This window comes from Helicobacter jaachi (genome assembly GCF_000763135.2).
Classification (GTDB): Bacteria; Campylobacterota; Campylobacteria; order Campylobacterales; family Helicobacteraceae; genus Helicobacter_C; species Helicobacter_C jaachi.
Map to the genome: position 1 here is coordinate 1 of NZ_JRPR02000008.1, position 22,192 is coordinate 22,192.

The window sequence follows — 22,192 nt, forward strand, 5'->3', positions numbered from 1 at the left end:
TAGGTCTTTGTCATTAGTAGGCAGATGAGACATTTTGTTTCTCCATTCCTACTGAAGAAACAAAAACTTGGAGTTAGCTTAAAAATCCAAGATTCTAGATTCTATAAATTAAGCCCATATTTTAAAAACATTATTTTTTAAGCCGATATTAGCTTATTATGGTATCATACGAGGCTTTAAAACCATAAATGTAAGGAGTAAACATGGTTTGTTTGAAAAAAATCGCTTTAGTGCTAGCAATGGCTGGCACGCTAGCTTTTGGTGCGTCTAATAACAATAATCTAGGCACTGTTAAAAATCAGCTTTTGGGCAATTTTGCAAGCGGCTCTATTCTCAATGGCTCAAATAGAGCGGGCAGCGTGCAGCGATGGTATTTGTTTAGCGAGGGACATTTGGGGTATTCATACTCAATGCTTGGGGATTTGAATTTGCATTCAGCAGACATTGGTTATTCAATGTATATTACAGCCATTAGGTCTGCAAGCGGCTTGCGCCCCTATGTAGGCACAGAAATCACAGTGCCTTTATATCTTAAATCTACTGGCAATTCAAATGCTTTTTGGCAAGGCGTTGATACAGGCTTGCCCGGCGGCACTAAGGTCATGACAGATTTAGGCTTTAATGGTTGGGGCGTGCAGGTGCCAGTTATTGTGGGTGTGCAGGCAAATTATTTCTACATTCAAGGTATGGTAGGCTATGCATATCATAGTTTTACAGATAATTTTTACATTAGCGAAACGCAAAATGACACCACACTTGATAATATCTACCATGGGCTTACTTATGGTTTAGGCGCGGGTGTGAAAGTCTCAAATGTATTTAGCATAGGCTTACGCTATGTAAGAGGCGAGATGACAAGCTCATCGCGCACAGCGGGTGCGGGCATTAATACTAATGCAGTGCGCACAAAGGATTTTAAAGATGAATATCAGCGCTTCTCTATTATCTTTGGAGTGGTGTTCTAAGCCTTAGCCCTCTTGCAGAGTGGCACTGCTTTTGCTTCTCACCTTTTAGGATTAGATTCTAAAAGGTGTTTTTATGTCTCAACAAACTTTCAATATCGCTTCAGCCATACAAATGGCATTCACCCTCTATCAATCAAAAAAATATCATGAATGCGTAGATATTTGCATTCAGATTCTAAGTGTAGATTGCACGCGCGCAGATGTGTGGAGTTTGGCAGGGATTGTTATGCTTGAGTTTAGAATCTATGAGCGCGCTATAGAGTATTTCACACAAGCCTGCCAATGCGCCCCAAATGAGCCTAGCCATAGGCTTAATCTCGCCGAAGCCTACCGCCGCAATGGGCAAGCTAGACTTTGCATAGATGAGCTTTACGCGCTATTAAAGCAAGATAGCGCTATGGAGGATAATCCTACCTTGCATTTTAATCTAGCAAGGGCGTATGCTGATTTAGAAGATTCTAATCAATCCATTAAGCATTATACTATCGCCATTAAGCTTGACCCCAACGATTTAGGAGCGATGTTTAATCTTGCCAATGCGCAAGTGAGCCTTAAGCAGTTTGGGCAGGCAATTGAGCTGTATTTGAATGCTTTTAGCAAGGGCTATCTTGATGCAGGGGTGAATTTAGCAAGCACTTATGTGCAAATTGGGCTTTTTAGCGAGGCTTTAGAGGTGTATAGCGCGCTTTATGAGCATTATAGAGATGATAGTGAATTTATCTTTAATTACGCTAACGCCCTGCAATACGCCAAAGCAGACGCGCAGCACACTCAAGCCCTCTACCAGCAGGCTATTAGCCTTAATCCCAAAAGGGCAGAATATTATATTAATTACGCGCATTTTTTGCTTAGGACACTGCATTTTGCGCAAGGTTTTAGAATCTATGAAGCGCGCAAAGAGCTGCCCAATATGCTCCCGCAGGGCATAAGCCATATATGGGAGTTTAGCGAGGAGGGCGTGCAGGCATTTAAAGATAAAGATGTGCTAGTGTATTATGAGCAAGGGCTTGGAGATTCTATTATGTTTGCGCGCTTTGTGCCTGCCCTGCAGCAATATGCCAAAAGTGTGCGCGTGATAGTGCAAGAGCCGCTTGTGAAGTTTTTTACCTTTATGGATATACCCAGTGTGGCTTGTATGAGTGAAGTGGGGCATTATGATAGTGCGATTTCGCTTTTATCTCTCCCGCTAGCGCTTAATGTAAGCCATACAAAAGATTTGCAGCACACGCCCTTTATGCGCACAACAAAGCCTACCAAACATGTGCGCAAAATTGGCATTTGCTTTAGCACAGATTCTAAATTTACAGAATCTAGCCTCAAAAATATCCCTTTAAATGAGCTAATGAGCGTCTTGCAGCCTTTTATGCAAAGCCATGGTGTGAAAATTTATTCGCTCAATAAAGCCAAATGTGAGCATATAGCGCAATATGATGTGATTAGTCAGGAGATGAATGATTTTTTTGATACTTATGAGATTATAAATGGCTTAGATATGGTAATTAGCATTGATAGCGCAGTGGCGCATTTAAGCGCGAGTATGGGCAAACACACTATTGTGCTGCTGCATAAACGCTATGATTGGCGCTGGGGGAATGGTATATCCACGCCGTGGTATGAAAATGTAGTATGTATGGCGCAAAGTAAGATGAATGATTGGAGCGATGTGGCGGAGAATTTGAGCGCGTATCTCAAAGCGTGGATTTAGATTCTATAAGCTTAAAACCCCTCTTGATTTAAGCCTTTATCCTTATCGCAGGCATTGTCAAAGCCTAAATTGCAAGATTTGTAATATAGCAATTCTGCTTTAAATTGACTTTGCTTTACGCCCTCTCCTTTTTCATAAAGAGCCGCTAAATGAAAACAACCAATAGCATCATTTCCTTCACATGCTTTTCGTGCGTATTCACTTGCTTTTACATAGTCTTTCTTTACATCTTTAGCCTTTACATATATGTAATAGCTTAAATTAGCACACGCCTGATACACATCGCCATCACAAGCCTTAGTATAATATTCTCTAGCTTTTGCATAATCTTTCTTTACGCCCTGCCCCTCATAATACATATCGCCTAACTTATAGCACGCAAAGTATGCCTTGCCATTACATGCTTTTAGAAAATATTCCCTAGCTTTCGCAAAATCTTTTTTAGGAGCCTTGCCATCGTAATATATGTATCCAACCTCTAAACATGACTCCATATAATTAAGATTACATCCTTTTAAGAAAAAGTTAAATGATTTTGTCCAATCTTGCTTTACTTCCCTGCCATTAACATAAAGTGCTCCCAAATCATCACATGCTTTAGCATCACCGCCATCACATGCTTTTATAGTAGTTTGAATATCTGTCGCTTGATTAGATTCACTAGATTCTATAGAATCTGCTGCATTCAGTATCATATTTAGCCCAACGCACATTAGCACCGCCGCTATAAATTGTTTAATGCCCATATTTTTGCCCCTCAAACTACTAAAAACTAAAATTTTATAGAATCTAGCTCCAATCTCCTCACACATTGAATCTAAAATGCAGCACATCGCCATCTTGCACGATGTATTCCTTGCCCTCAATCCGCATAGCACCAGCCTCTTTAGCCGCCGCCTCGCCACCTAGCCTAATAAAATCATCATAGCTAATGCACTCCGCGCGAATAAAGCCCTTCTCAAAGTCCTTATGTATCACAGAAGCCGCACGCGGCGCGCTATCGCCACGTCGTATAGTCCATGCGCGCACCTCCTTTACCCCCGCTGTGAAATACGAAATAAGCCCAAGCCGCGAAAAACACTCGCGAATAATCTGCTCTAGCCCGCTCTCATTCACGCCCAAAGATTCCAAAAATTCAGCTCGCTCGCTCTCATCTAAGCCCACAAGCTCCTCTTCGATTTTCGCACAAAGCTTAATTGCAATCGCGCCGCTAGATTTAGCAAACTCACGCACAGAATCCACATATTTATTATCGTTAGAAAGTCCGCTCTCATCAACATTTGCACCATATATGACAGGTTTATTACTAAGGAATCTTAGCTCTTTATTTAGAATCTTAAATTCATCGCTATCAATCTTGGCGAAACTGCGTGCAGGGCGGTTAGATTCTAAATGCGCTAGGAGTTCGCGCGCGATTGCTAGCTCGCTATTTTCGCCCTTTTTCGCCTTAGACTCGCGCTCTAGCTTCTCAATTCGCTTTTGCAGGCTCGCAATGTCGCTAAAAAGCAGCTCAAGCTCGATAATCTCGATGTCAGCGATAGGGTCGATGCGGTTTTCCACATGCGTGATGTTGCCATCATCAAAGCAGCGCACGATGTGCAAAATCATGTCCGCCTCCTTGATATTCGCCAAAAACTGATTGCCAAGCCCCTCGCCCTTGCTCGCCCCGCGCACAAGCCCGGCAATATCGACAAACTCAATCGTGCTGTGCTGAATCTTTTGGGGCTTTACAATCTCGCTAAGTGCGCTTAAGCGGGAATCTGGCACAGGCACAATCGCCTTATTTGGCTCAATCGTGCAGAATGGATAGTTCGCCGCCTCCGCATTTTGCGCCTTAGTTAGTGCGTTAAAAGTCGTGGATTTCCCTACATTTGGCAAGCCTACAATGCCGATACTTAGTGCCATATTACGCCTTTTGATAAGAGAGGATAAACTCCACTCCCGCGCGCACACCTGCGCCACTGCCACCATGTGGATTAATATCCCATTCGCGCTCCACATACGCAGGACCGGCGATATCAATATGCAGCCACTTATCCTTATACTCCTCGCGGATAAATTCGCTTAAAAATAATCCCGCTGTAATCGCTCCACCATAGCGAGATGTGCTGACATTGCACACATCAGCGATTTTAGATTCTATAAGTTTTTTAAGATGTTGGTTAAAAGGGAGTTGCGCCATAAGCTCGCCGCTCTCACTCGCACTTTTTTCAAAATGGGCTTTGAGCTTGTCATTATGTCCCATAATACCGCTTGTATATTCGCCAAGAGCCACCACGCACGCGCCTGTAAGTGTGGCAAAGTCGATAAGCACATCAGGCTTTAAATCTTGCGCATAACTTAGGCAATCTGCAAGCACTAAGCGCCCTTCTGCGTCGGTATTGCGCACTTCAATGCTTTTGCCCTCACGCGAAATAAGCACATCATCGGGCTTATAAGCATCACCACCTATCATATTTTCCGCTGCACCCACTATGGCATGCACTTCAATCTTTGCTTGCAATGCGGCTATGGATTTAATAATCCCCATAACCGCGCACCCTCCGCTTTTATCGGCTTTCATCGTAACCATATAATCCGCAGGCTTTAGCGATAATCCCCCACAATCATAGGTAAGTCCCTTGCCCACAAGTACAACTTTTTTCTTAGCATCTTTTGGCTTGTAGCTTAGATGAATAAGGCGCGGAGCGTGGCAGGAGGCGCGATTAACCGCTAGAAATGCCCCCATTTTCTCACGCTCTAAATCCTCTTTTTCAAGCACTTTGCATTCAATAGATTCTATATCTTTGGTGAGTTGTTTGGCGTATTTGGCAAGATACTTAGGCGTGGCAATCTCTGGAATAGTATTGACTAAATCACGCACATCATTAATGCTTTGGGCTATGATTTGTGCTTTTTTCAGAATCTGCGTGCTTTTGCATTCGCCTTTTTCATCGATAAGATTAAATTCTTTTAGAGTGATTTTAGCAGGTTTGCTTTTATAAGCAGTAAAATCATATATGCCACACAGCGCGCCTAGAAAAAGCGCATATGCCTTTGCTTCATCAAGTTTAGTATGGATATGAACGCTCACGCGCTCATAAGGCAGGCTCTTAAAATATCGCGCTATTTGCGCGCCACCCTCGCGGATAGAATCTGTATTCAACGCTTCAACGCACACTATAAGCAAACTTTGCTCTTGCAAAAAAAACTTCCCCTCTCCTTCAAACCCAAATGCCTTGCACGCTTTGGCATAAGCAGATTTGGCAAATGCTTGCTTTGTGGTGAGCAGGGCTTGCGCGCTGTTTTTGTTATTATGCTTTGTGATAACACCTATTTTGATATGTGGTGCTTGTGTTTTGAACTCTGTTTTAAATTCCATGCTTACTCCTTGAAAATATGAAAATGTATTTTACTTTTTTGCTAAATCATTTTGAATTTTAGCAATTTTTTTATCCACTTTTTTGGTTTGGGATTGAAAATACCACCACAAACCTCCCGCAATACAAATGGCTAGCGGAATGAGTAAATAGGGGTGTTGTTTAAACCAATCAAGCACAATAAAAATCTCCTCCCCAAAAATCCAAGTTAAAACAATCGTGATAGCCGCCCATATCCACGCTGAAAAAAGATTAATGATAGCAAATTTAAGCGCGCTATAACGCGTTGTGCCAATGCTTATGGGGATAATAGTGCGCATACCATACATATAGCGTTGGATAAAGATAATAGACCAGCCATATTTTTTTAAGAGCAAGTGTGCAAGGGCGAATTTGCGGCGTTGGGAGATGAATTCTTCTTGAATAAATTTGCGATTAAAGCGTCCAATGTAAAAATAAATTTGGTCGCCCACAAATCCACCAAGACCGGCTATAAAAATGGCTAGAAATAAATTCATTTTACCATCATGCGTGGCTAATCCTGCAAAAATAAGCCCAAGCTCGCCCTCCAAAATCCCCCAAAAAAACAAAATCACATAACCCCAAGTCTCAACATATTTATCCCAAAGCTGCGTGATGAATGCTTCAAGCGAGAAACCAGACTGCTTATAAAGTATGAAAAGTCCTATAACTATCGCAAGCAAAAGCGTCCATACAATTACGCGCTTTGGGTTATTTTTAGCAAATATGAGGCATTTTTGTATAAGGTGCATCATTTCCCCTCGTATTCTAAAATGCTAAAGATTTTTGTGTGCGGCAGGAGCTTTTTTTCACCCTGTAAGCCTTTAAGATTAATGATAAAGGCTGCCTCAACGCATTCTCCGCCAATAGATTCTATAAGTCGCACACTCGCTTGTGCCGTGCCACCTGTAGCAATCAAATCATCAACAAGCACCACTCTAGCCCCCTGCTTATTTCTAAAGGCATCAATATGCATTTCCACTTCATCAAAGCCATATTCTAAGCTATACTTTTCACTTACCGTAGTGTAGGGGAGCTTGCCTTTTTTGCGTATGGGGACAAAGCCAATGCCTAGCGCGTAAGCTAGAGCCGCGCCAAATACAAAGCCCCTCGCCTCAATGCCTGCGATAAAATCAATATTTTGCTTTTCATAGCGATGTTTTAAGATGTCAATCACCGCTTTAAACACCTCGCCATCGCCAATAAGTGTAGTAACATCACGAAAAATAATATCAGGCTTTGGGTAGTCTGGGATAGCGCGTATAGAATCTGCTATTTTGTGTTTGTCCATGTTTGCTCCTTGTGGGGTGAAATCTTAGAGTAGAGCCTCGATTTTTTGCTCTAAATCTTTGATGCGCGCTTTGTATTTATCTGTCTCAATTCTGTATTGAGAGTTACGCGATTTTAGCACTTTAACTTCATTTTTAAGCGCATTCATTTCTTGGGTAAGAATATCAATATTACCTAAAGCCCTTTGTAATTGCAGCTGGTGCTTGCGGATTAGGATTTCTGCTTCATTGAGTGTGAGTTTCATAGCAGCAGAGTTGCGCTCCTCTTTTTGCGCCACAGAGCGATAAAAAAATGTCCGCACAAGCATATACAGCACAAATAAAATAAAGCCGGTTAGAAAAAACCATTGCGCGATAAAAGTTCCTACGCTTTGTCCCATGTTGCTTTCTCCTTATAGAATCTCATACAGAATCTGCATAAATCTAGCCTAGATTCTGTAATTTTTTAATACGCATAAGATGTCTTTGCCCCTCAAATGTGCCATCGATAAAGGCTTCAAGGATTGATTGTGCTTCGCCTATGCCGCTAATGCGCTCGCCCATACAAAGCACATTCGCATCATTGTGTGCGCGTGCCATTTTCGCCATATACGCATCAGTGCAAAGCGCAGCACGAATATGCTTAAATCTATTAGCAGCAATGCTCATTCCAATTCCACTTCCACATATAAGAATGCCACGATAATGTGCTTTATTTATAAGCGCTTCACAGACTTTTTGCGCATAGTCGGGATAATCCACGCGTTCATTATCTTTAGGTGATACATCAATGACTGCTAGTCCTTTTTGCTCTAAAAATGTTTTCACAAACGCCTTAAGCTGCAATCCCGCGTGGTCTGCGCCTAGCACATAAGTTATTTGCACATCACTCATTTTATTCCTTAGTATTTGATTATTTGGGCATAGCATCTTTTATAGAATCTTCAATGCCTTGCGGGGTTTTAAACATTCTATCCCAACGAATTGTGTATCGCTTGCTTTTATCCTCATCAGCGCCTATTTCTTGGCTATTGGCTTTATTTAGGCTAAAGTAAATAAACCACGGCTGCCCGATGATATTTTTATATGGCACGCTACCCCAAAAGCGCGAATCAAAGCTATTGTTGCGATTATCTCCCACCATAAAAAACTCATCATCTTCAATCACCTTATAATACATATCATCAAGTTTTTGCATACTACTCATAGTATCGCCATTGCTCATTTTGGTATAAGCGATATTAGAATCTTGTATAAAAGATTCTATAGGGGTATTGGCATAAACCTTTGACCATAGCTCGCAGCTCTCCTCTCCATCGCCTATGTTAATGTGCTTTGAGCCTTCAACGCATACTCTTTGATAGAGTTTGCCCTCTTTATCGGCAAGATAATATTCCCTGCTTCTTGGATTCGCATAAAATGTATTTTCATAAAAAATGCCCGGGTGCTCTCCCATATATGGCTCTTTCACAAAAAGTTTGCCTAGCCTCTCTACAATGATGTGTCCTGAATAATGCTCCCTCACATACGCATCACCCTCAAATGGGTGCAAATACATACCACTTTTATCAAAAATCACTTCATCACCGCCTATGGCAAATACGCGTTTGACAAAGTAGGTTTTCTGCACATGTGGAGGGATAAACACCACCACATCGCCCCTTTTTGGGCGCTCACCCTCAATAAGATGTCCATTACCCTTAAAATCAGGCAATATCGCCACTTCAACCCACGGAATGCGCGGTATAGGTATGCCATAGCTAAATTTTTTCACAAATAAAAAATCACCCTCAAAAAGTGTGCTTACCATTGAGCGAGTGGGAATAACAAAAGCTTGCATCACAAAAAAGATTAAAATTAGCACGATAATAATCGTTCCGCTCCAGCTTGATGCAAACGCACAGAATCTACTCAAGATTTTTCTCATATTTTTGTCCTTTGTTCTAGTCGATAAAGCGCGGCTTTATAGGTGTTTTGCAATAATGTAGCAATGGTCATAGGTCCTACACCTCCGGGCACAGGAGTGATAAAGCTGCACTTTGGTGCGACATTGCTAAAATCTACATCGCCCACAAGTGCGCCAGATTCTAAACGATTAATGCCAATATCAATGACAATAGCGCCTTGTTTTATCATATCTTGCGTAATTAAATTTGGCTTGCCCACACCCACGCAGACAATATCAGCATTTTTGGTATAAGCGCTCACATCACGCGTAAGGATATGGCAGCAGCTCACACTTGCACCTGCATTGAGCATAAGCGCGCACAGAGGCTTGCCAACGATATTGCTCATACCTACAATCACCACATCTTTGCCGCTTACATCAATGTGATAATGTTTAAGTAGATTCATTACACCAAGTGGCGTGGCTGGCACAAAGGTATCTAGATTCACACTTAATCGCCCGATGTTAAAGGGGTGGAAGCCATCAACATCTTTTTGCGGGTGGATTGCCTCAAGCACTTTGGCACTTTGGATATGCGTAGGCAGGGGTAATTGCACCAATATGCCATCGATATTAGGATTTTGATTAAGCATAGCGATAGTAGATAAAAGCTCCTCTTGTGTGATGGTATTTGGCATTTCATGCGTTACAGAATAAATTCCCACGCGCTTACACGCCTTTGCTTTCATTTGCACATACGCACAGCTAGCAGGATTATCGCCTACTAAAATAACGGCTAATCCGGGCGTTATACCTTGTGCGGCTAGGGAGCTAATTTGTTTGTGCAAATCCTCTTCAATCATCGCACTTAAGGATTTGCCATCGAGTAAAGTCATTTTAAAGCCTTTGTGATTGTGGTTTTGCTATTATAATACAAGATATTAAAAAGATTGTTGAAGTGAGTGCGTATGATAAGAAAAATGCTATTAATTATGGCTGTGCTAGGCATTTTTTGGGGCATTGCTAGAGCAGATGAAGGGCTTTTATCCCAAAATGAATATGGCAAAAATCTCTATGAGAATCCACGCGGCATAGCATGCAATAAATGTCATGGAAATAATGGAGAGGGCAGCATTATTGCGCGCTATAAGCATAAAGGTGTGGAGAAAACCCTGCTTGCGCCGCGTATTAATAATATCGAATTTAGCATTTTTCAGCGTGCGTTGCGCAAGCAAAAGGGCGTTATGCCTGTATATTATCTCACAGATGAGGAGATTACAGCCATTTATATGTATCTTTATCGTCCATAAAGTGCTATAATGCGCCAGATTCTATGTAATGCCGCACTTGTTGCACTTGCGCGCTGTGCAATCAAGCCTTGTGGGCAAGTGAATCGCCCTGCGCGCCCTCAAACTAGAAAGTTATAGCTGCTTTAAGCATCTATCAATTTCATATTTTAGAGGCTAGATTCTATAAATAATGGGAGAGTGCATGACAAGTATTATAAATATCGGTGGTTTAGAATCTACTTTCCACCTTATTGGGCTAGCTATGGTTACTATCATTGCTGTGCTTAATCCTTTTGGCAATTTGCCTCAATTTATTGCCATGACAGATGGCATACACACGCTTTTACGACAAAAGCTCTTTCGCAATATCCTTTGGACAGCATTTTTAATCGTGCTAATTTTTTTGCTCACAGGCTCATTTATTATGCAGCATCTCTTTCGTGTGAATCTAGATTCTGTGCGTGTGGCTGGGGGATTAATCCTTGTGGTTATGAGTATGAAAAGCCTGCTTTTTTCAAGCACAAAAAAGGATTTTTCAGATTATAGAGGCTTGAAATTTGATGAGCTTTTTAAGCGCAGCATTATCCCTATGGCATTTCCTATGCTTGTGGGTCCCGGGACGCTAGCAAGTGTGATTGTGATTGCAGAGGAAAGCGGTATGTTTGTGGCTATTAGCGCTGTGGTTGCAAGCTTTGTATTTTTGTTTGTGCTATTTCATTTTTCTGCGATGATTGAGCGCATTTTGGGCAAACTGGTGCTATATGTGCTTTCTCGCATTGCACTTGTATTTATTGTGGCTATGGGCATACAGATGATTATTGTGGGTTTAAGGGGGCTAAAGGTGTTAAGCCCATTAGGATAATTTAAGCTTTTTCCTTATAATGGCGTATTTTAATCCACAAAAAGCGAGTGTGTATGCAAGAGAGAATTTACAATCCTAAGGATATAGAATCTAAGTGGCAGCGGTTTTGGGAGGAGCATAAGAGCTTTGAACCGCACAATATAGATTTGCAAAAAAAGAAAAAATATATCCTTAGTATGTTTCCCTATCCTAGCGGCGCTATCCATATGGGGCATGTGCGTAATTACTGCATAGGCGATGCTTTGGCTAGATATTATCGACAAAATGGCTTTAATGTCCTGCACCCTATGGGTTGGGACGCTTTTGGTATGCCTGCTGAAAATGCCGCTATCAAACATAAAACACACCCAAAAGTATGGACTTATAGCAATATTGATGCGATGAGAAAAGAGCTAAAAAGCCTTGGGCTTAGCTTTTCTAAAGAGCGTGAGTTTGCTACAAGCGATGAGGTTTATACTAAATTTGAGCAAGCATTTTTCATTCAAATGTGGGAAAAAGGGCTTATATACCGCAAGCAAGCCTATCTTAATTGGTGTCCAAATGATAAGACGATTTTGGCTAATGAGCAAGTCATTGAGGGCAAATGTTGGCGATGTGATACGCCTGTGGTGCAAAAGCAGATGAGTCAATACTACATTAAAATCACAGCTTATGCAGAGGAGTTATTAGGCTGCCTTGATGAGCTAGAGGGGCATTGGCCGCCTCAAGTGCTCAATATGCAAAGAAATTGGATTGGTAAATCTAGGGGATTAAACTTTGCTTTTTCATTAAGCGCAGATTCTGTGCTAGGGGATATAAAGGAATTAGAGGTTTTCACCACGCGCCCTGATACCATTTATGGCGTAACTTACTGCGCTATTGCGCCTGAACACCCCATTGTGCAGTATTTAGTGGAGAATAAATTGCTAGATTCTCACATTATAGAATCTATTGAGCGCATTAAAAATACAGCCGCGAGGGAGCGCGCGCAGAGCGAAAAGCTAGGCTTTGATTTGGGGATAAAGGTCATTCACCCACTCACACAAGAGGAATTGCCCGTGTGGGTGGCAAATTTTGTGCTTATGGATTATGGCTCTGGCGCGGTTATGAGTGTGCCAATGCATGATGAGCGGGATTTTGAGTTTGCTAAAAAGTATGATTTGCCCCTAAAATGCGTGCTTACAGACAAGGCAGATTCTCAAGGGCTAGATTCTAAAAATAATGAGCAGGACACATATTTAGAGGGCTACTTTGAGGAGGGCTATCTTATCAATAGCGGCGAGTTTAGCGGCTTGCACAGCACAGAGGCAAAACCTCGCATTATTGCACATTTTGAGAATCTAGGCAGGGGGAAGGGCATTATTAATTATCGTTTGCGCGATTGGGGAGTGTCAAGGCAGCGATACTGGGGTGCGCCTATTCCTATGGTGCATTGTGAGTATTGCGGCATTGTGCCTGAAAGTTTTGCGCATTTGCCCATTACTTTACCCGATGATGTAAATATCGATGGCGAGGGCAATCCACTTGATAAGCACCCCACTTGGCGCGATTGTATCTGTCCAAAATGTGGGCGCAAAGCCCGCAGGGAGACAGACACTATGGATACTTTTGTGCAATCAAGCTGGTATTTTCTGCGCTACACTACGCCCAAAGATATGTGGGAGAAAGAGGCATTTGATAAGGCGCATTTGGCGTATTGGCTGAATGTTGATGAGTATATTGGCGGGATTGAACATGCGATTTTACATTTATTGTATGCGCGATTTTTTACTAAAGTGCTGCGCGATTTGGGGTATATTGAGATTAGTGAGCCTTTTGCTAATCTTTTAACGCAAGGCATGGTGCTTAAAGCAGGTGCGAAAATGTCAAAAAGTAAGGGCAATGTCGTTAATCCTAATGATATTATTGCGCGCTATGGAGCAGATACAGCGCGTTTATTTATACTCTTTGCCGCGCCGCCCACACGCGAGCTAGAGTGGAATGATAGCGCAGTGGAGGGGGCTTATAGATTCTTAAAGCGATTGTATGAGCGCACACGCTATATAGAATCTATGCGTAAAAAGCCTACAATTGCGCACGATACACTCACAAAAAATGAGCAATACGCGCGCCAAAAGGTGTATGAGGCGTTGCAAAAAAGCTATGATATTTTTAATAAAAAACAAAGCGGATATGCTTTTAATACGCTTATTGCTGCGAGTATGGAGGCTTTTAATGCCCTAAATGAGCAGGAAAATACGCAAGTGTGGAGTGAGGGATATTTTGTGCTATTGCATATTTTAGAACCCATTGTCCCGCATATTTGCTGGGAATTAAGCGAGCAGTATTTTGGGCGGGCTAATTTTGAGCCAATAGCTATAGATGAAAATGCGCTAAGCAAGCAAAGCGTGGTGTATGCCATTACTATTAATGGCAAAAAACGCGCTGAAATGGAAGTGGCTTTAGATGTAAGTGAAAAGCAAATTATTGCGCAGGCTAAAGCGCATGTGGCAAAATGGCTTGAGAATGCGCATATTCGCAAAGAAATCATCGTGCCAAATAAGCTTGTAAATTTTGTATTAGGCTAGCTATGGCGAGAAATAAACAAATAATATCTCAAAGGCAAATCGTATCTAAAAGCGCGCGATTATGGACTTTTATTGCATTAGCCATATTTTTTATGCATGGTTGTGGATATATGCCTGTTAGTCATTATGCGCAAAGTATTTTTAATGATGGTGTGTATGTGGAGATTGTCGTTAATCCCTCCGTGCCAGAATCTAGCACAGGTGTTAAAGATGCGGTAAATAATGCCATTATCAAACGATTTCATAGTAAATTAAAAACTAAACAAGAAGCCCAAAGTTTTTTAAAAATCGATGTTCAGAGCATTACTCAAACGCCAGTAGCCTACAATCAACAAGGCTTTGTGAGCTTTTATCGCACCAATATCGTGCTTGCTTTTCACTTTGAAAATGCTCAAGGTGAGAGCTTTGATGTAACCAATACGGGATATTATGATTATAGTGCGGATTTTACTTCAACTATCGTGCTTGACCAATATCGTTTAGAATCTATCTCAAATGCGACAAATCAAGCCCTTGATAAATTTATCTCCCAAGTGGCTTATTATGGAGAATTTTATAATGAAAATCGATGATATTTCGCACAAAGCCTTACAAAGGCTGCATTTGCTTAAAAAAGCCCCCACGCCTGCGGCTTATTTTGAGGCATTTTATGAAATAGCTCAACGCGAGGGTGTAGCGCAGATAGAGGAGTTAAACTGGCATACGCAGTGGCTGCATAAATTTGATATATCTGCGCAAAATCAGCTTAAAAATGCGCGTAATCCTAACGAGTTTATTGATATATTAGCGCGTTTGTTAAAAGAGTCTAAGCAGGAGTGTTCTATCGAGCATACACAGCAGTTAAAGGGGCTTATTAGGCGGCTTTTGGGCGTTATTGCCGATGTGTTTTCTATTGGCGCAAAAAATAAATATCACTTTTTGTTCCGCTTAAATCATTTAAGCAATCTTGAGGAGACTAAAAAGCTTATTACTTATTGGGATAATTTTCGCGCCTCTAAGGTGCATTTGAGCGTGCTTAAAAAACTTTCAAGCATCATTGCTCATATGCTGCGTATACCAGATAATAAAGGAGCTATTAGCAAAGAGGCATTAGAGATTTCCTCAATGCTTATGATGCATAGTGAAAATTTAATTGATGCACATTTGCTTACCCGTGTGGAGCAGCTGCTAGGGATTAAGAGCGAGGGAGATTTGATTATGCCTTTAATGCGCGATGAGGATTTAAGGCAATCTTGTATAGCTATTTTTGGCGTGAATGACTTGCGCGCGCAAACAGATGGGCATATTGATACGCATAAAGCCACTAATAAGGCTATGGAGATTTTAAGAAAGATATGCTTAAATGCCTTAGGTGAGGGGACTTTAGTGGGGAATTATAAAAATGGCTTTGCTTTTATGTTTAAAGATATAAGCGCGCAGCATTTATTAGATAAAATGCAGCCTATCGCCGCGCAGCTGCAGGCGCAGAAATTTTCTTATCAGGGCGTGCTTTTTACCTTTGGCTTTGCTATTAAGGTAATTGAGGGGAAGGACTTTAGCTCTATTGCTGCGCTTCAAGCCCAAGTTCTGCACACGCTGCAGCATATATAGAATCTAGCCTTATGCATATGCCTACATTAGATGAAGTCTTGCGCCATAAGGGCGCGGAATACGCCCCCTTTGATGTTACACGCGTGCATAGAATCTATAAGGATATAGCGCCTATTTTTGGCTTTAATGATATTTATGGTGCGCGCTGCAAGGTTATTCGTATTATTGGCACTAATGGCAAGGGCAGCAGCGGGCGATTTATCACTATGGGTTTAGCTCAAAATGGCAAAAGCGCGCTGCATTTTAGTTCGCCACATCTTTTTAGATTTAATGAGCGCTTTTTTGTGAGTAGTGCGCATTTTAAAGGTGATGTGAGTGATGAGATGCTAGAAAATGCGCATAAAGCGCTATGGCGTATAGAATCTAGCCATGAAGCGAGTTATTTTGAATATGCGACTTTTTTAGCCCTTGTGCTTGCTATGGAGAGCGAGTATCTTGTTTTAGAATCTGGCGTGGGCGGAGAGTTTGACTCCACTTCTGTGCTGAATGCGCAAGCAAGCCTTTTTACGCTTATTGGGCTAGACCATCAAGAAATGCTAGGCAATAGCATAGAGCAAATCGCGCTCACAAAGCTTAAAGCAATGAGCGGGCATGTGATTGTGGGCAGGCAAAATGAACGCGCAGTGGAGAAGCTTGCGCTTGAGATTATAGAATCTAAAAGCCTATGTGGCGAGCTGTGGCAAGATATTAGCACGCACCCACGCCTCAAAAGTGAGCAAAATGCTATGGAGGGCTATGCGAAAAAGTATAATTTGCCTGCATTTTTACGCGAAAATTTATATAATGCTATGCGCGTGCTAGATGTTTTTGGAATGAAATTTGATTTTGCTCACTTAGAGGCACTTAGTTTGCGTGGCAGATGCGAGCGTGTGGCGGCTAATATTGTGCTTGATGTGGGACATAATGTCGATGGCGCAGTGGTCTTGCGCGAGTATTTGGGCGCAAAAAGAGTGAATCTAGTGTATAATAGCTATGCGGAAAAGGATATCGAGGCGATTTTAAGCCAACTTTTACCTATCATTAAGAAAGTTTTAATAATATCTGTGGAAAACTTCAGGATTTGCCCAAGGGATAGATTGATTAGAGCTTTGAAGGCGCTAAAAGTTGCTTATGAGGACTTTAATATACATAAGATAAAGCCAGATGAGGACTATCTTGTGTTTGGCTCTTTTAGCGTAGCTCAAGAATTTTTACGACAATATGAGGATTTATAAGTGCAAGATAAATTGATGATTTCTATTATTGATGATAATGGCTCAAGGCAATTTAGCGTGCATCGCTTGGTGCAAAAGGTTGCTCTTTTCACGCTTATAGGCATTGTGTCTATTGTGATTTTGTATTTTGTTATGGCGCATTTTTTGATGAATAAGCTTGAGGTGATTTTGGCAAACAATACCCAAGTGCGCGAGAATTTTCAAAGTATTTATGAGAAAAATAGTGAGCTAGAGCGCAATATTGATTATAAAACAAGTGAGCTCTTTAAGGTGAGCAGCAAGATTAGCGAGCTTGAAAGCATTGTGAATGTGCGTAGAAGCAAAAGCGGGGTTTATAATAATCAAGATATCAATCTAGATTCTCTCTCATCTCTCCAAAAAGATATGATTTTAAAGATTATCCCTAATGGCAATCCAGTGAGCGAATTTGCCGCTAAGGCTTTCCCTAGCAAGAGCGCTTCTATTTACACCATTGCTAAAGATACGCCTGTGTATGCTACGGCAAATGGCATTATAGATTCTGTGCGAGTGGCAGGGAATGGCAATCATTTTATGCAGATTCAGCACTCTTATGGCTTTACTTCAAATTATGGGCATTTGGGTAAGGTGCTTGTGCAGAAAGGTGATTTTGTAACTAAAGGGCAGATTATAGGATATAGCGGAAATGGGGGGAATTTGTATTATGATTTGCGCTTTATAGATTCTGCGCTTGAAGTAGCAAGCTACACAGATTGGAATAGCGATAATTTCGCTCAAGTCATTGGCGTAAATAGTGCTATTGACTGGAAAAGCTTAGTGTGGGCGCTTGATGACATTATTCAGCTCAAAAACTATCGGGTAAGCTATCAGGGCGATGATATATTTAATTACTAATTAATCTGCATATGAGCTCTAGCCGCCTTGTTCTTATGATTACCGACCAAAATGGGTCGCGGTATTTTAATGTAAGCTCCATTTTCAAACAAATTAGCCTCTATCTTATTACTTTTATTCTTACGCTTATGGTGTTTGGTGTGGTGTCTATTAGCACCTTTAGCGCAGAAATTGAAAAAATGTCTTTGCTTAATGAAGCTATTACTAAACGTTATGAAAAAATGCTTGCCAAAAACGAAGCTCTAAATATTCAAATCGAACAAAGAACAGAGGAAATGACGCAAGTAGATAATCGCGTGGGTGATTTGGAGAGCATTATTGGCGTAAATAGTGAGCATACACATGATGGCGAAAATAATCTTGAGCATCGCATAGATGCAGCCTCACTCACGGGTACACAAAAGGCATTTGTGATGAAATTTGTCCCAAATGGCTATCCAATGGAGCGTTATGACCGCATTTCTGCAGATTTTGGCTATAGGGTTCACCCACTTTTTTTTACGCGTCATTTGCATACGGGCGTAGATTTTGCCACCCCCATAGGCACGCCAGTATATGCTACAGCCGATGGCGTGGTGAATGCGGCTAGTTTTTCAACAGGTGGTTATGGTTATCTTGTTAAAATAGACCATTCGCTTGGATTTATGACTTATTATGCTCATTTGAGTAAAATAGTGGTGCAAAAAGGTATGTTTGTCAAGCGAGGGCAGCTTATTGCTTATAGCGGCAATACCGGGCAAAGCACAGGTCCTCACCTGCATTATGAGATAAGATTCTTAGGCAAAGTGCTTAATCCTAAGAGTTTTATGGATTGGCAGATGAGCAATTTTGATTTAATTTTTGAAAAAGAAAGGAGTGTAGCATGGCAATCTTTGTTAGCGACAATAAACAACTTGATGGAGTAAGCCAATCAGGCGGAGGGGCGACTATCATCGCGCAAGGCACGAGAATTAAGGGAGAAATCAACACAGATTGTCGTTTGCACATTGATGGAGAGTTTGAGGGCGATATTCACTCCAAAGATACTGTGATGGTGGGCAAAAGCGGCTTAGTGCGCGGTGATGTAAAGGCTAATTCTTTAATTGTGAGCGGGCGATTTATTGGTAATGTAACCTCAAGCATGCTTGAGATTAAGCCTCAAGGGCGTGTAGAGGGCATTGTAGTAGCAGGTGAATTTGTCATCGAGCGCAAGGGTGTGTTTATGGGAGAAAGCAAGATTAAAGATTCAAAGCCTAATATCGCTTCTCTTGAATTACCCAAAAAAGATAAATAATTGCTTGGAGAAGTTTGGTGCAAGCCTCCTTATATAAGCTTTTGCAGCATACTTCTCTATCCTTTAATCTCCTTTTAGTTAAAGATTCAAAACAAGCGCAGCAAGCTTATGAAGTCTTTAAGCTTTTTACAAAGCCAAAAGCCTTTATCTTGCCTGAATTGCGCATTCACTTTGGTGATGACTTAAGCTCATTTCGCGAGGAGTTTTTAGAAACGCTAAGCGTGCTGCGCGCATTTTATGCAGCAAATGAGCCTAAAATGCTCATCTCCCCTATTTCTAGCGTGCTTTATCCTCTGCCAAAGTCTAATGTGCTGCAAACTTTTATGCTTTCACGCACGCAATGCTATGATATAAATGCGCTAAAAAATCGCATTATAGAATCTGGCTATGAATGTGTAGATGTGGTGGAGCTTGAAGGGGAAGTGAGCTTTAGAGGGGAGATTATTGATATTTTTATGCCCCATTGCGAGCTGCCTTATAGAATTGTGTTTTTTGATGATGAGATTGAAAGCATACGCACATTTAATACCGCCACACAAATGAGCAATCCCACAGAAATCCAAAGCCTTGAGCTTGCTCCAGCGCTTTTTTGTCTAAGCCAAGCAGAGAGTAGCGATATACAATCTCAAGTTGCGCAGAGTGATTTTGAGGGCTTTAATAAAGATATTGCCTCATTTGGCTTGTGGTTTTTGGGAGAGCGCGCACATTTTCTGCCTTTAGCGTATAAAAGTGTGCTTACTCCCTGTGCGCTTAAAGAAGCACAAGAGATTTATGAGCTAGATTCTATGTCGCACGCGCTTAGCTTTGAGCAGATACAATCTTTGCCATTATGTGAGCAGCCAGAGGGGTATAGCGATATACTTTTTAATCCTATAAATTTAAAATCTATGATACACGCCCACCCACAGCGCAAAATCACGCTACTTGTGCAAAATGATATTAAGCTTAAAGCCTTTGATATTGATACAAGTGGGCTGCATATAAAGCACTCTAGCGCGGTTGTTAATCTCATCACTCCAGATGAACTAGTGCTTTCGCTCAATACTTTTACACCCAAAGCTAAAGCCAAAAAGCCCACTTTAAAGCTTAATGAAATCTCTCAAGGCGAATATGTGGTGCATAGCGAATATGGCGTGGGGATTTTTCAAGGTATAAAGCAAGCGCAGATTCTAGGCATAGTGCGGGATTTTATAGAAATTGCATATCAAGGTGAGGACAAGCTTTTATTGCCGGTTGAAAATCTTAATATGATTGATAGATATGTGGCAGATTCTGGGCAGATTCCTATGCTTGATAGACTAGGGAAGGGCAGTTTTGCCAAACTTAAGCAAAAGGTAAGAGTAAAGCTCTTAGAAATTGCAAATGGCATTATTGAGTTAGCCGCAAAGCGCAATTTGCTTAAAGGCATTCATATTGATACGCATAATCCCGCACTTGCCACATTTGAGCATACTTGCGGCTTTGAGCTTACAGCCGACCAAAAGCGCAGTATTAGCGAAATCTATGCAGATTTATCATCTGGTAAGGTTATGGATAGGCTACTTAGCGGTGATGTGGGGTTTGGTAAAACAGAAGTGGCTATAAATGCTATGTATGCAGTGTATCTTTCAGGCTATCAAGCGGCGATGATAGTGCCTACCACACTTTTATGCGCACAGCATTATCAATCCTTGCTTACACGCTTGCAAGGTAGTGGCGCGCGCATAGCGCGATGTGATAGATTCTCAAATCAAAAAAAGCAGCTTTTTGCAGCGCTTAAAAATAAAGAAGTTGATATTGTCATTGGCACGCACGCGTTGCTAGGGGCTGAATTTGCTGCTCTTGGGCTTATTGTGGTTGATGAGGAGCATAAATTTGGCGTGAAGCAAAAAGAGCGCATAAAGCAGCTTTGTGCCAATACACACCTACTTAGTATGAGTGCTACGCCCATACCCCGCACACTTAATATGGCGCTCTCACACATTAAATCACTAAGCTCGCTGCAAACTCCGCCTGTGGATAGAATCCCGGTTAGAACTTTTATCAAAATAGGCAAAGATTCACTGCTTAAAGAAGTGATTTTGCGCGAGCTAAGGCGCGGCGGGCAGGTATTTTATATCCATAATAATATTGCTAGCATTGATAAAAAAGCTAAAGAAATTAATAAGCTTTTACCCACGCTTAAAATTGCCATTTTGCATTCACAGATTGATAATGCTTCAAGCGAGCGCATTATGCTTGATTTTGCCAACAATGCCTATAATATGCTGCTTTGCACAAGCATTGTAGAATCTGGCATTCATTTGCCTAATGCTAATACCATTATCGTAGCGGGCGCGGATAGATTTGGCATTGCAGATTTGCACCAGCTGCGCGGGCGTGTGGGGCGCGGGAGCAAAGAGGGCTTTTGCTACTTTTTGGTAGATGATTTAGATTCTATAACGCCTGAGGCAAAGAAGCGCCTTATGGCGTTAGAGAAAAACTCCTATCTTGGCAGTGGCGAAAATTTAGCATATTATGATTTAGAGATACGCGGCGGGGGAAATTTGCTAGGGGAGGCTCAAAGCGGGCATATTAAGCATATTGGCTATGGATTGTATTTGCGTATGCTAGAAGAGTGTATTAATTATCTAAGTGGCAAGGGCAATGTGCAGAATACGCAATGTGATTTAAAAATTAATCTTAATGCCTATCTTAATCCCGAGCTTATCGCCAGTGATAAACTGCGCTTAGAGCTGTATCGCAGACTTTCATTATGCGAGGAGATAAGTGAAGTAAATGATATAGAATCTGAAATCTTTGATAGATTTGGCAAACTTGATGCGGTGAGCGAGGCATTTCTTGAGCTTATTCGCATTAAAGTGTTAGCTAATAAACTTGGATTAAAGCAGATTATGCACTATGGGCAGAATATTACTTTTGTATATGCTGATGATAGCAAGCAGAGTGTGAGCGCACCGAGCAAGGATTGGGACGATGTGCTAGGGAGTATTATGGTATTTTTGCGTCAAATGCTGCAAAAACAGCAAACACAAGGAGCGTAAATGGCGTGTAGATTCTGTGAGAAGATTAAAAAACTGCGTAAAGTCGATGTGCTGCTGATTATATGCATTTGCCTTTTTTTATATATTGGTAATCAAATGCAACTTAAATCCTACCGCGAGCAAAAAGAGCAAGCCCGGCACAAAAATGAGCAAAAGCCAACTCAAGCAGTGCAGCATAATCTTATGCCTGAAAAAAGCGAGCAAGAGAGGCTTAAAGCATATGAGGATTTGCAGCGCAAATGCTACTTTGGGCAAGATGCTAAGGCATGCGATGAGTTGAAAAAGTATTAGATTCTATAATTTTATAAAAAGGAGA

At 41.4% G+C, this 22,192-nt stretch carries 22 protein-coding genes; 13 read left to right on the forward strand and 9 right to left on the reverse strand.

Going from position 1 to position 22,192, the window contains the following annotated elements:
- Positions 1–203 precede the first annotated feature (203 nt).
- Both LS71_RS07995 and LS71_RS08000 read left to right on the forward strand, forming a co-directional pair.
- The gene (locus tag LS71_RS07995; RefSeq protein WP_138109908.1) at positions 204–965 is read left to right on the forward strand and encodes a hypothetical protein; all 762 of its coding nucleotides are present in this window, start codon (positions 204–206) and stop codon (positions 963–965) included.
- A gap of 73 nt (positions 966–1,038) precedes the next feature.
- Positions 1,039–2,670 (forward strand): tetratricopeptide repeat protein, encoded by a 1,632-nt coding sequence (locus LS71_RS08000; protein WP_034354560.1) that lies wholly within the window; start codon positions 1,039–1,041, stop codon positions 2,668–2,670.
- A gap of 11 nt (positions 2,671–2,681) precedes the next feature.
- Here LS71_RS08000 and LS71_RS08005 read toward each other — a convergent pair whose 3' ends face one another.
- From LS71_RS08005 to folD, 9 genes are read right to left on the reverse strand one after another with little or no spacing between them, the layout of a single operon-like run.
- Positions 2,682–3,509 carry a tetratricopeptide repeat protein gene (locus tag LS71_RS08005; RefSeq protein ID WP_081946262.1) on the reverse strand — a complete coding sequence of 276 codons (828 nt, stop codon included), beginning with the start codon at positions 3,507–3,509 and terminating at the stop codon, positions 2,682–2,684.
- Positions 3,475–4,575, reverse strand: a complete 1,101-nt coding sequence (gene ychF / locus LS71_RS08010) for a redox-regulated ATPase YchF (protein WP_034354557.1) — start codon at positions 4,573–4,575, stop codon at positions 3,475–3,477. The genes LS71_RS08005 and ychF overlap by 35 nt, the downstream gene beginning before the upstream one ends.
- Position 4,576: 1 nt before the next feature.
- Complete coding sequence (locus LS71_RS08015) at positions 4,577–6,031, reverse strand: leucyl aminopeptidase (RefSeq protein WP_138109909.1); 1,455 nt, start codon at positions 6,029–6,031, stop codon at positions 4,577–4,579.
- A 30-nt stretch (positions 6,032–6,061) separates the two neighbouring features.
- Positions 6,062–6,802: a DedA family protein gene (locus LS71_RS08020; protein WP_034354554.1), complete on the reverse strand. Its 741-nt coding sequence runs from the start codon at positions 6,800–6,802 to the stop codon at positions 6,062–6,064.
- On the reverse strand, positions 6,802–7,341 hold the full coding sequence (locus LS71_RS08025; protein ID WP_034354552.1) for an adenine phosphoribosyltransferase: 540 nt from the start codon (positions 7,339–7,341) through the stop codon (positions 6,802–6,804). The genes LS71_RS08020 and LS71_RS08025 overlap by 1 nt, the downstream gene beginning before the upstream one ends.
- Positions 7,342–7,365: 24 nt before the next feature.
- Positions 7,366–7,719, reverse strand: coding sequence for a hypothetical protein (locus LS71_RS08030; RefSeq protein WP_034354549.1), 354 nt, complete (start codon positions 7,717–7,719; stop codon positions 7,366–7,368).
- Between the two features lie 43 nt (positions 7,720–7,762).
- Positions 7,763–8,212 (reverse strand): ribose 5-phosphate isomerase B, encoded by a 450-nt coding sequence (rpiB, locus tag LS71_RS08035; RefSeq protein ID WP_034354547.1) that lies wholly within the window; start codon positions 8,210–8,212, stop codon positions 7,763–7,765.
- Between the two features lie 19 nt (positions 8,213–8,231).
- A complete protein-coding gene (gene lepB, locus LS71_RS08040; protein WP_034354545.1) occupies positions 8,232–9,245 on the reverse strand; it encodes a signal peptidase I in 1,014 nt (337 codons plus the stop codon).
- Positions 9,242–10,102: a bifunctional methylenetetrahydrofolate dehydrogenase/methenyltetrahydrofolate cyclohydrolase FolD gene (gene folD, locus LS71_RS08045; RefSeq protein ID WP_034354542.1), complete on the reverse strand. Its 861-nt coding sequence runs from the start codon at positions 10,100–10,102 to the stop codon at positions 9,242–9,244. The genes lepB and folD overlap by 4 nt, the downstream gene beginning before the upstream one ends.
- 72 nt (positions 10,103–10,174) lie before the next feature.
- Between folD and LS71_RS08050 the strand changes: the two genes are divergently transcribed.
- The 11 genes from LS71_RS08050 to LS71_RS08100 all read left to right on the forward strand — a co-directional run bounded on the left by LS71_RS08050 (position 10,175) and on the right by LS71_RS08100 (position 22,167).
- The gene (locus LS71_RS08050) at positions 10,175–10,516 is read left to right on the forward strand and encodes a c-type cytochrome (protein ID WP_034354539.1); all 342 of its coding nucleotides are present in this window, start codon (positions 10,175–10,177) and stop codon (positions 10,514–10,516) included.
- 181 nt (positions 10,517–10,697) lie between these two features.
- The gene (locus LS71_RS08055; protein WP_034354536.1) at positions 10,698–11,357 is read left to right on the forward strand and encodes a MarC family protein; all 660 of its coding nucleotides are present in this window, start codon (positions 10,698–10,700) and stop codon (positions 11,355–11,357) included.
- A 53-nt stretch (positions 11,358–11,410) separates the two neighbouring features.
- The gene (leuS, locus tag LS71_RS08060; protein WP_034354533.1) at positions 11,411–13,903 is read left to right on the forward strand and encodes a leucine--tRNA ligase; all 2,493 of its coding nucleotides are present in this window, start codon (positions 11,411–11,413) and stop codon (positions 13,901–13,903) included.
- Positions 13,904–13,905: 2 nt separating this feature from the next.
- Entirely contained in the window at positions 13,906–14,475 is a 570-nt protein-coding gene (gene lptE / locus LS71_RS08065; RefSeq protein ID WP_052058003.1) for an LPS assembly lipoprotein LptE, read from the forward strand.
- The gene (locus LS71_RS08070; protein ID WP_138109910.1) at positions 14,447–15,493 is read left to right on the forward strand and encodes a hypothetical protein; all 1,047 of its coding nucleotides are present in this window, start codon (positions 14,447–14,449) and stop codon (positions 15,491–15,493) included. Before lptE ends, LS71_RS08070 begins: the two co-directional genes overlap by 29 nt.
- 17 nt (positions 15,494–15,510) lie before the next feature.
- Positions 15,511–16,707, forward strand: coding sequence for a folylpolyglutamate synthase/dihydrofolate synthase family protein (locus tag LS71_RS08075; RefSeq protein WP_034354529.1), 1,197 nt, complete (start codon positions 15,511–15,513; stop codon positions 16,705–16,707).
- Positions 16,708–17,580 carry a M23 family metallopeptidase gene (locus LS71_RS08080; RefSeq protein WP_034354527.1) on the forward strand — a complete coding sequence of 291 codons (873 nt, stop codon included), beginning with the start codon at positions 16,708–16,710 and terminating at the stop codon, positions 17,578–17,580. It begins immediately after the preceding gene.
- 11 nt (positions 17,581–17,591) lie between these two features.
- Positions 17,592–18,485 carry a M23 family metallopeptidase gene (locus LS71_RS08085; RefSeq protein ID WP_034354524.1) on the forward strand — a complete coding sequence of 298 codons (894 nt, stop codon included), beginning with the start codon at positions 17,592–17,594 and terminating at the stop codon, positions 18,483–18,485.
- Entirely contained in the window at positions 18,443–18,853 is a 411-nt protein-coding gene (locus LS71_RS08090; protein WP_034354521.1) for a bactofilin family protein, read from the forward strand. Before LS71_RS08085 ends, LS71_RS08090 begins: the two co-directional genes overlap by 43 nt.
- A gap of 14 nt (positions 18,854–18,867) precedes the next feature.
- Entirely contained in the window at positions 18,868–21,876 is a 3,009-nt protein-coding gene (mfd, locus tag LS71_RS08095) for a transcription-repair coupling factor (RefSeq protein ID WP_034354519.1), read from the forward strand.
- Complete coding sequence (locus LS71_RS08100; RefSeq protein WP_034354517.1) at positions 21,877–22,167, forward strand: hypothetical protein; 291 nt, start codon at positions 21,877–21,879, stop codon at positions 22,165–22,167.
- Positions 22,168–22,192: the final 25 nt, after the last annotated feature.

Excerpts from the sequence above, each read along its gene's own strand:
- LS71_RS07995 (WP_138109908.1), top strand. The coding sequence starts at position 204 with ATGGTTTGTTTGAAAAAAATCGCTTTAGTGCTAGCAATGGCTGGCACG.
- LS71_RS08000 (WP_034354560.1), top strand. The coding sequence starts at position 1,039 with ATGTCTCAACAAACTTTCAATATCGCTTCAGCCATACAAATGGCATTC.
- LS71_RS08005 (WP_081946262.1), bottom strand. The coding sequence starts at position 3,509 with ATGGCGATGTGCTGCATTTTAGATTCAATGTGTGAGGAGATTGGAGCT.
- ychF (WP_034354557.1), bottom strand. The coding sequence starts at position 4,575 with ATGGCACTAAGTATCGGCATTGTAGGCTTGCCAAATGTAGGGAAATCC.
- LS71_RS08015 (WP_138109909.1), bottom strand. The coding sequence starts at position 6,031 with ATGGAATTTAAAACAGAGTTCAAAACACAAGCACCACATATCAAAATA.
- LS71_RS08020 (WP_034354554.1), bottom strand. The coding sequence starts at position 6,802 with ATGCACCTTATACAAAAATGCCTCATATTTGCTAAAAATAACCCAAAG.
- LS71_RS08025 (WP_034354552.1), bottom strand. The coding sequence starts at position 7,341 with ATGGACAAACACAAAATAGCAGATTCTATACGCGCTATCCCAGACTAC.
- LS71_RS08030 (WP_034354549.1), bottom strand. The coding sequence starts at position 7,719 with ATGGGACAAAGCGTAGGAACTTTTATCGCGCAATGGTTTTTTCTAACC.
- rpiB (WP_034354547.1), bottom strand. The coding sequence starts at position 8,212 with ATGAGTGATGTGCAAATAACTTATGTGCTAGGCGCAGACCACGCGGGA.
- lepB (WP_034354545.1), bottom strand. The coding sequence starts at position 9,245 with ATGAGAAAAATCTTGAGTAGATTCTGTGCGTTTGCATCAAGCTGGAGC.
- folD (WP_034354542.1), bottom strand. The coding sequence starts at position 10,102 with ATGACTTTACTCGATGGCAAATCCTTAAGTGCGATGATTGAAGAGGAT.
- LS71_RS08050 (WP_034354539.1), top strand. The coding sequence starts at position 10,175 with ATGATAAGAAAAATGCTATTAATTATGGCTGTGCTAGGCATTTTTTGG.
- LS71_RS08055 (WP_034354536.1), top strand. The coding sequence starts at position 10,698 with ATGACAAGTATTATAAATATCGGTGGTTTAGAATCTACTTTCCACCTT.
- leuS (WP_034354533.1), top strand. The coding sequence starts at position 11,411 with ATGCAAGAGAGAATTTACAATCCTAAGGATATAGAATCTAAGTGGCAG.
- lptE (WP_052058003.1), top strand. The coding sequence starts at position 13,906 with ATGGCGAGAAATAAACAAATAATATCTCAAAGGCAAATCGTATCTAAA.
- LS71_RS08070 (WP_138109910.1), top strand. The coding sequence starts at position 14,447 with ATGGAGAATTTTATAATGAAAATCGATGATATTTCGCACAAAGCCTTA.
- LS71_RS08075 (WP_034354529.1), top strand. The coding sequence starts at position 15,511 with ATGCCTACATTAGATGAAGTCTTGCGCCATAAGGGCGCGGAATACGCC.
- LS71_RS08085 (WP_034354524.1), top strand. The coding sequence starts at position 17,592 with ATGAGCTCTAGCCGCCTTGTTCTTATGATTACCGACCAAAATGGGTCG.
- LS71_RS08090 (WP_034354521.1), top strand. The coding sequence starts at position 18,443 with ATGGCAATCTTTGTTAGCGACAATAAACAACTTGATGGAGTAAGCCAA.
- LS71_RS08100 (WP_034354517.1), top strand. The coding sequence starts at position 21,877 with ATGGCGTGTAGATTCTGTGAGAAGATTAAAAAACTGCGTAAAGTCGAT.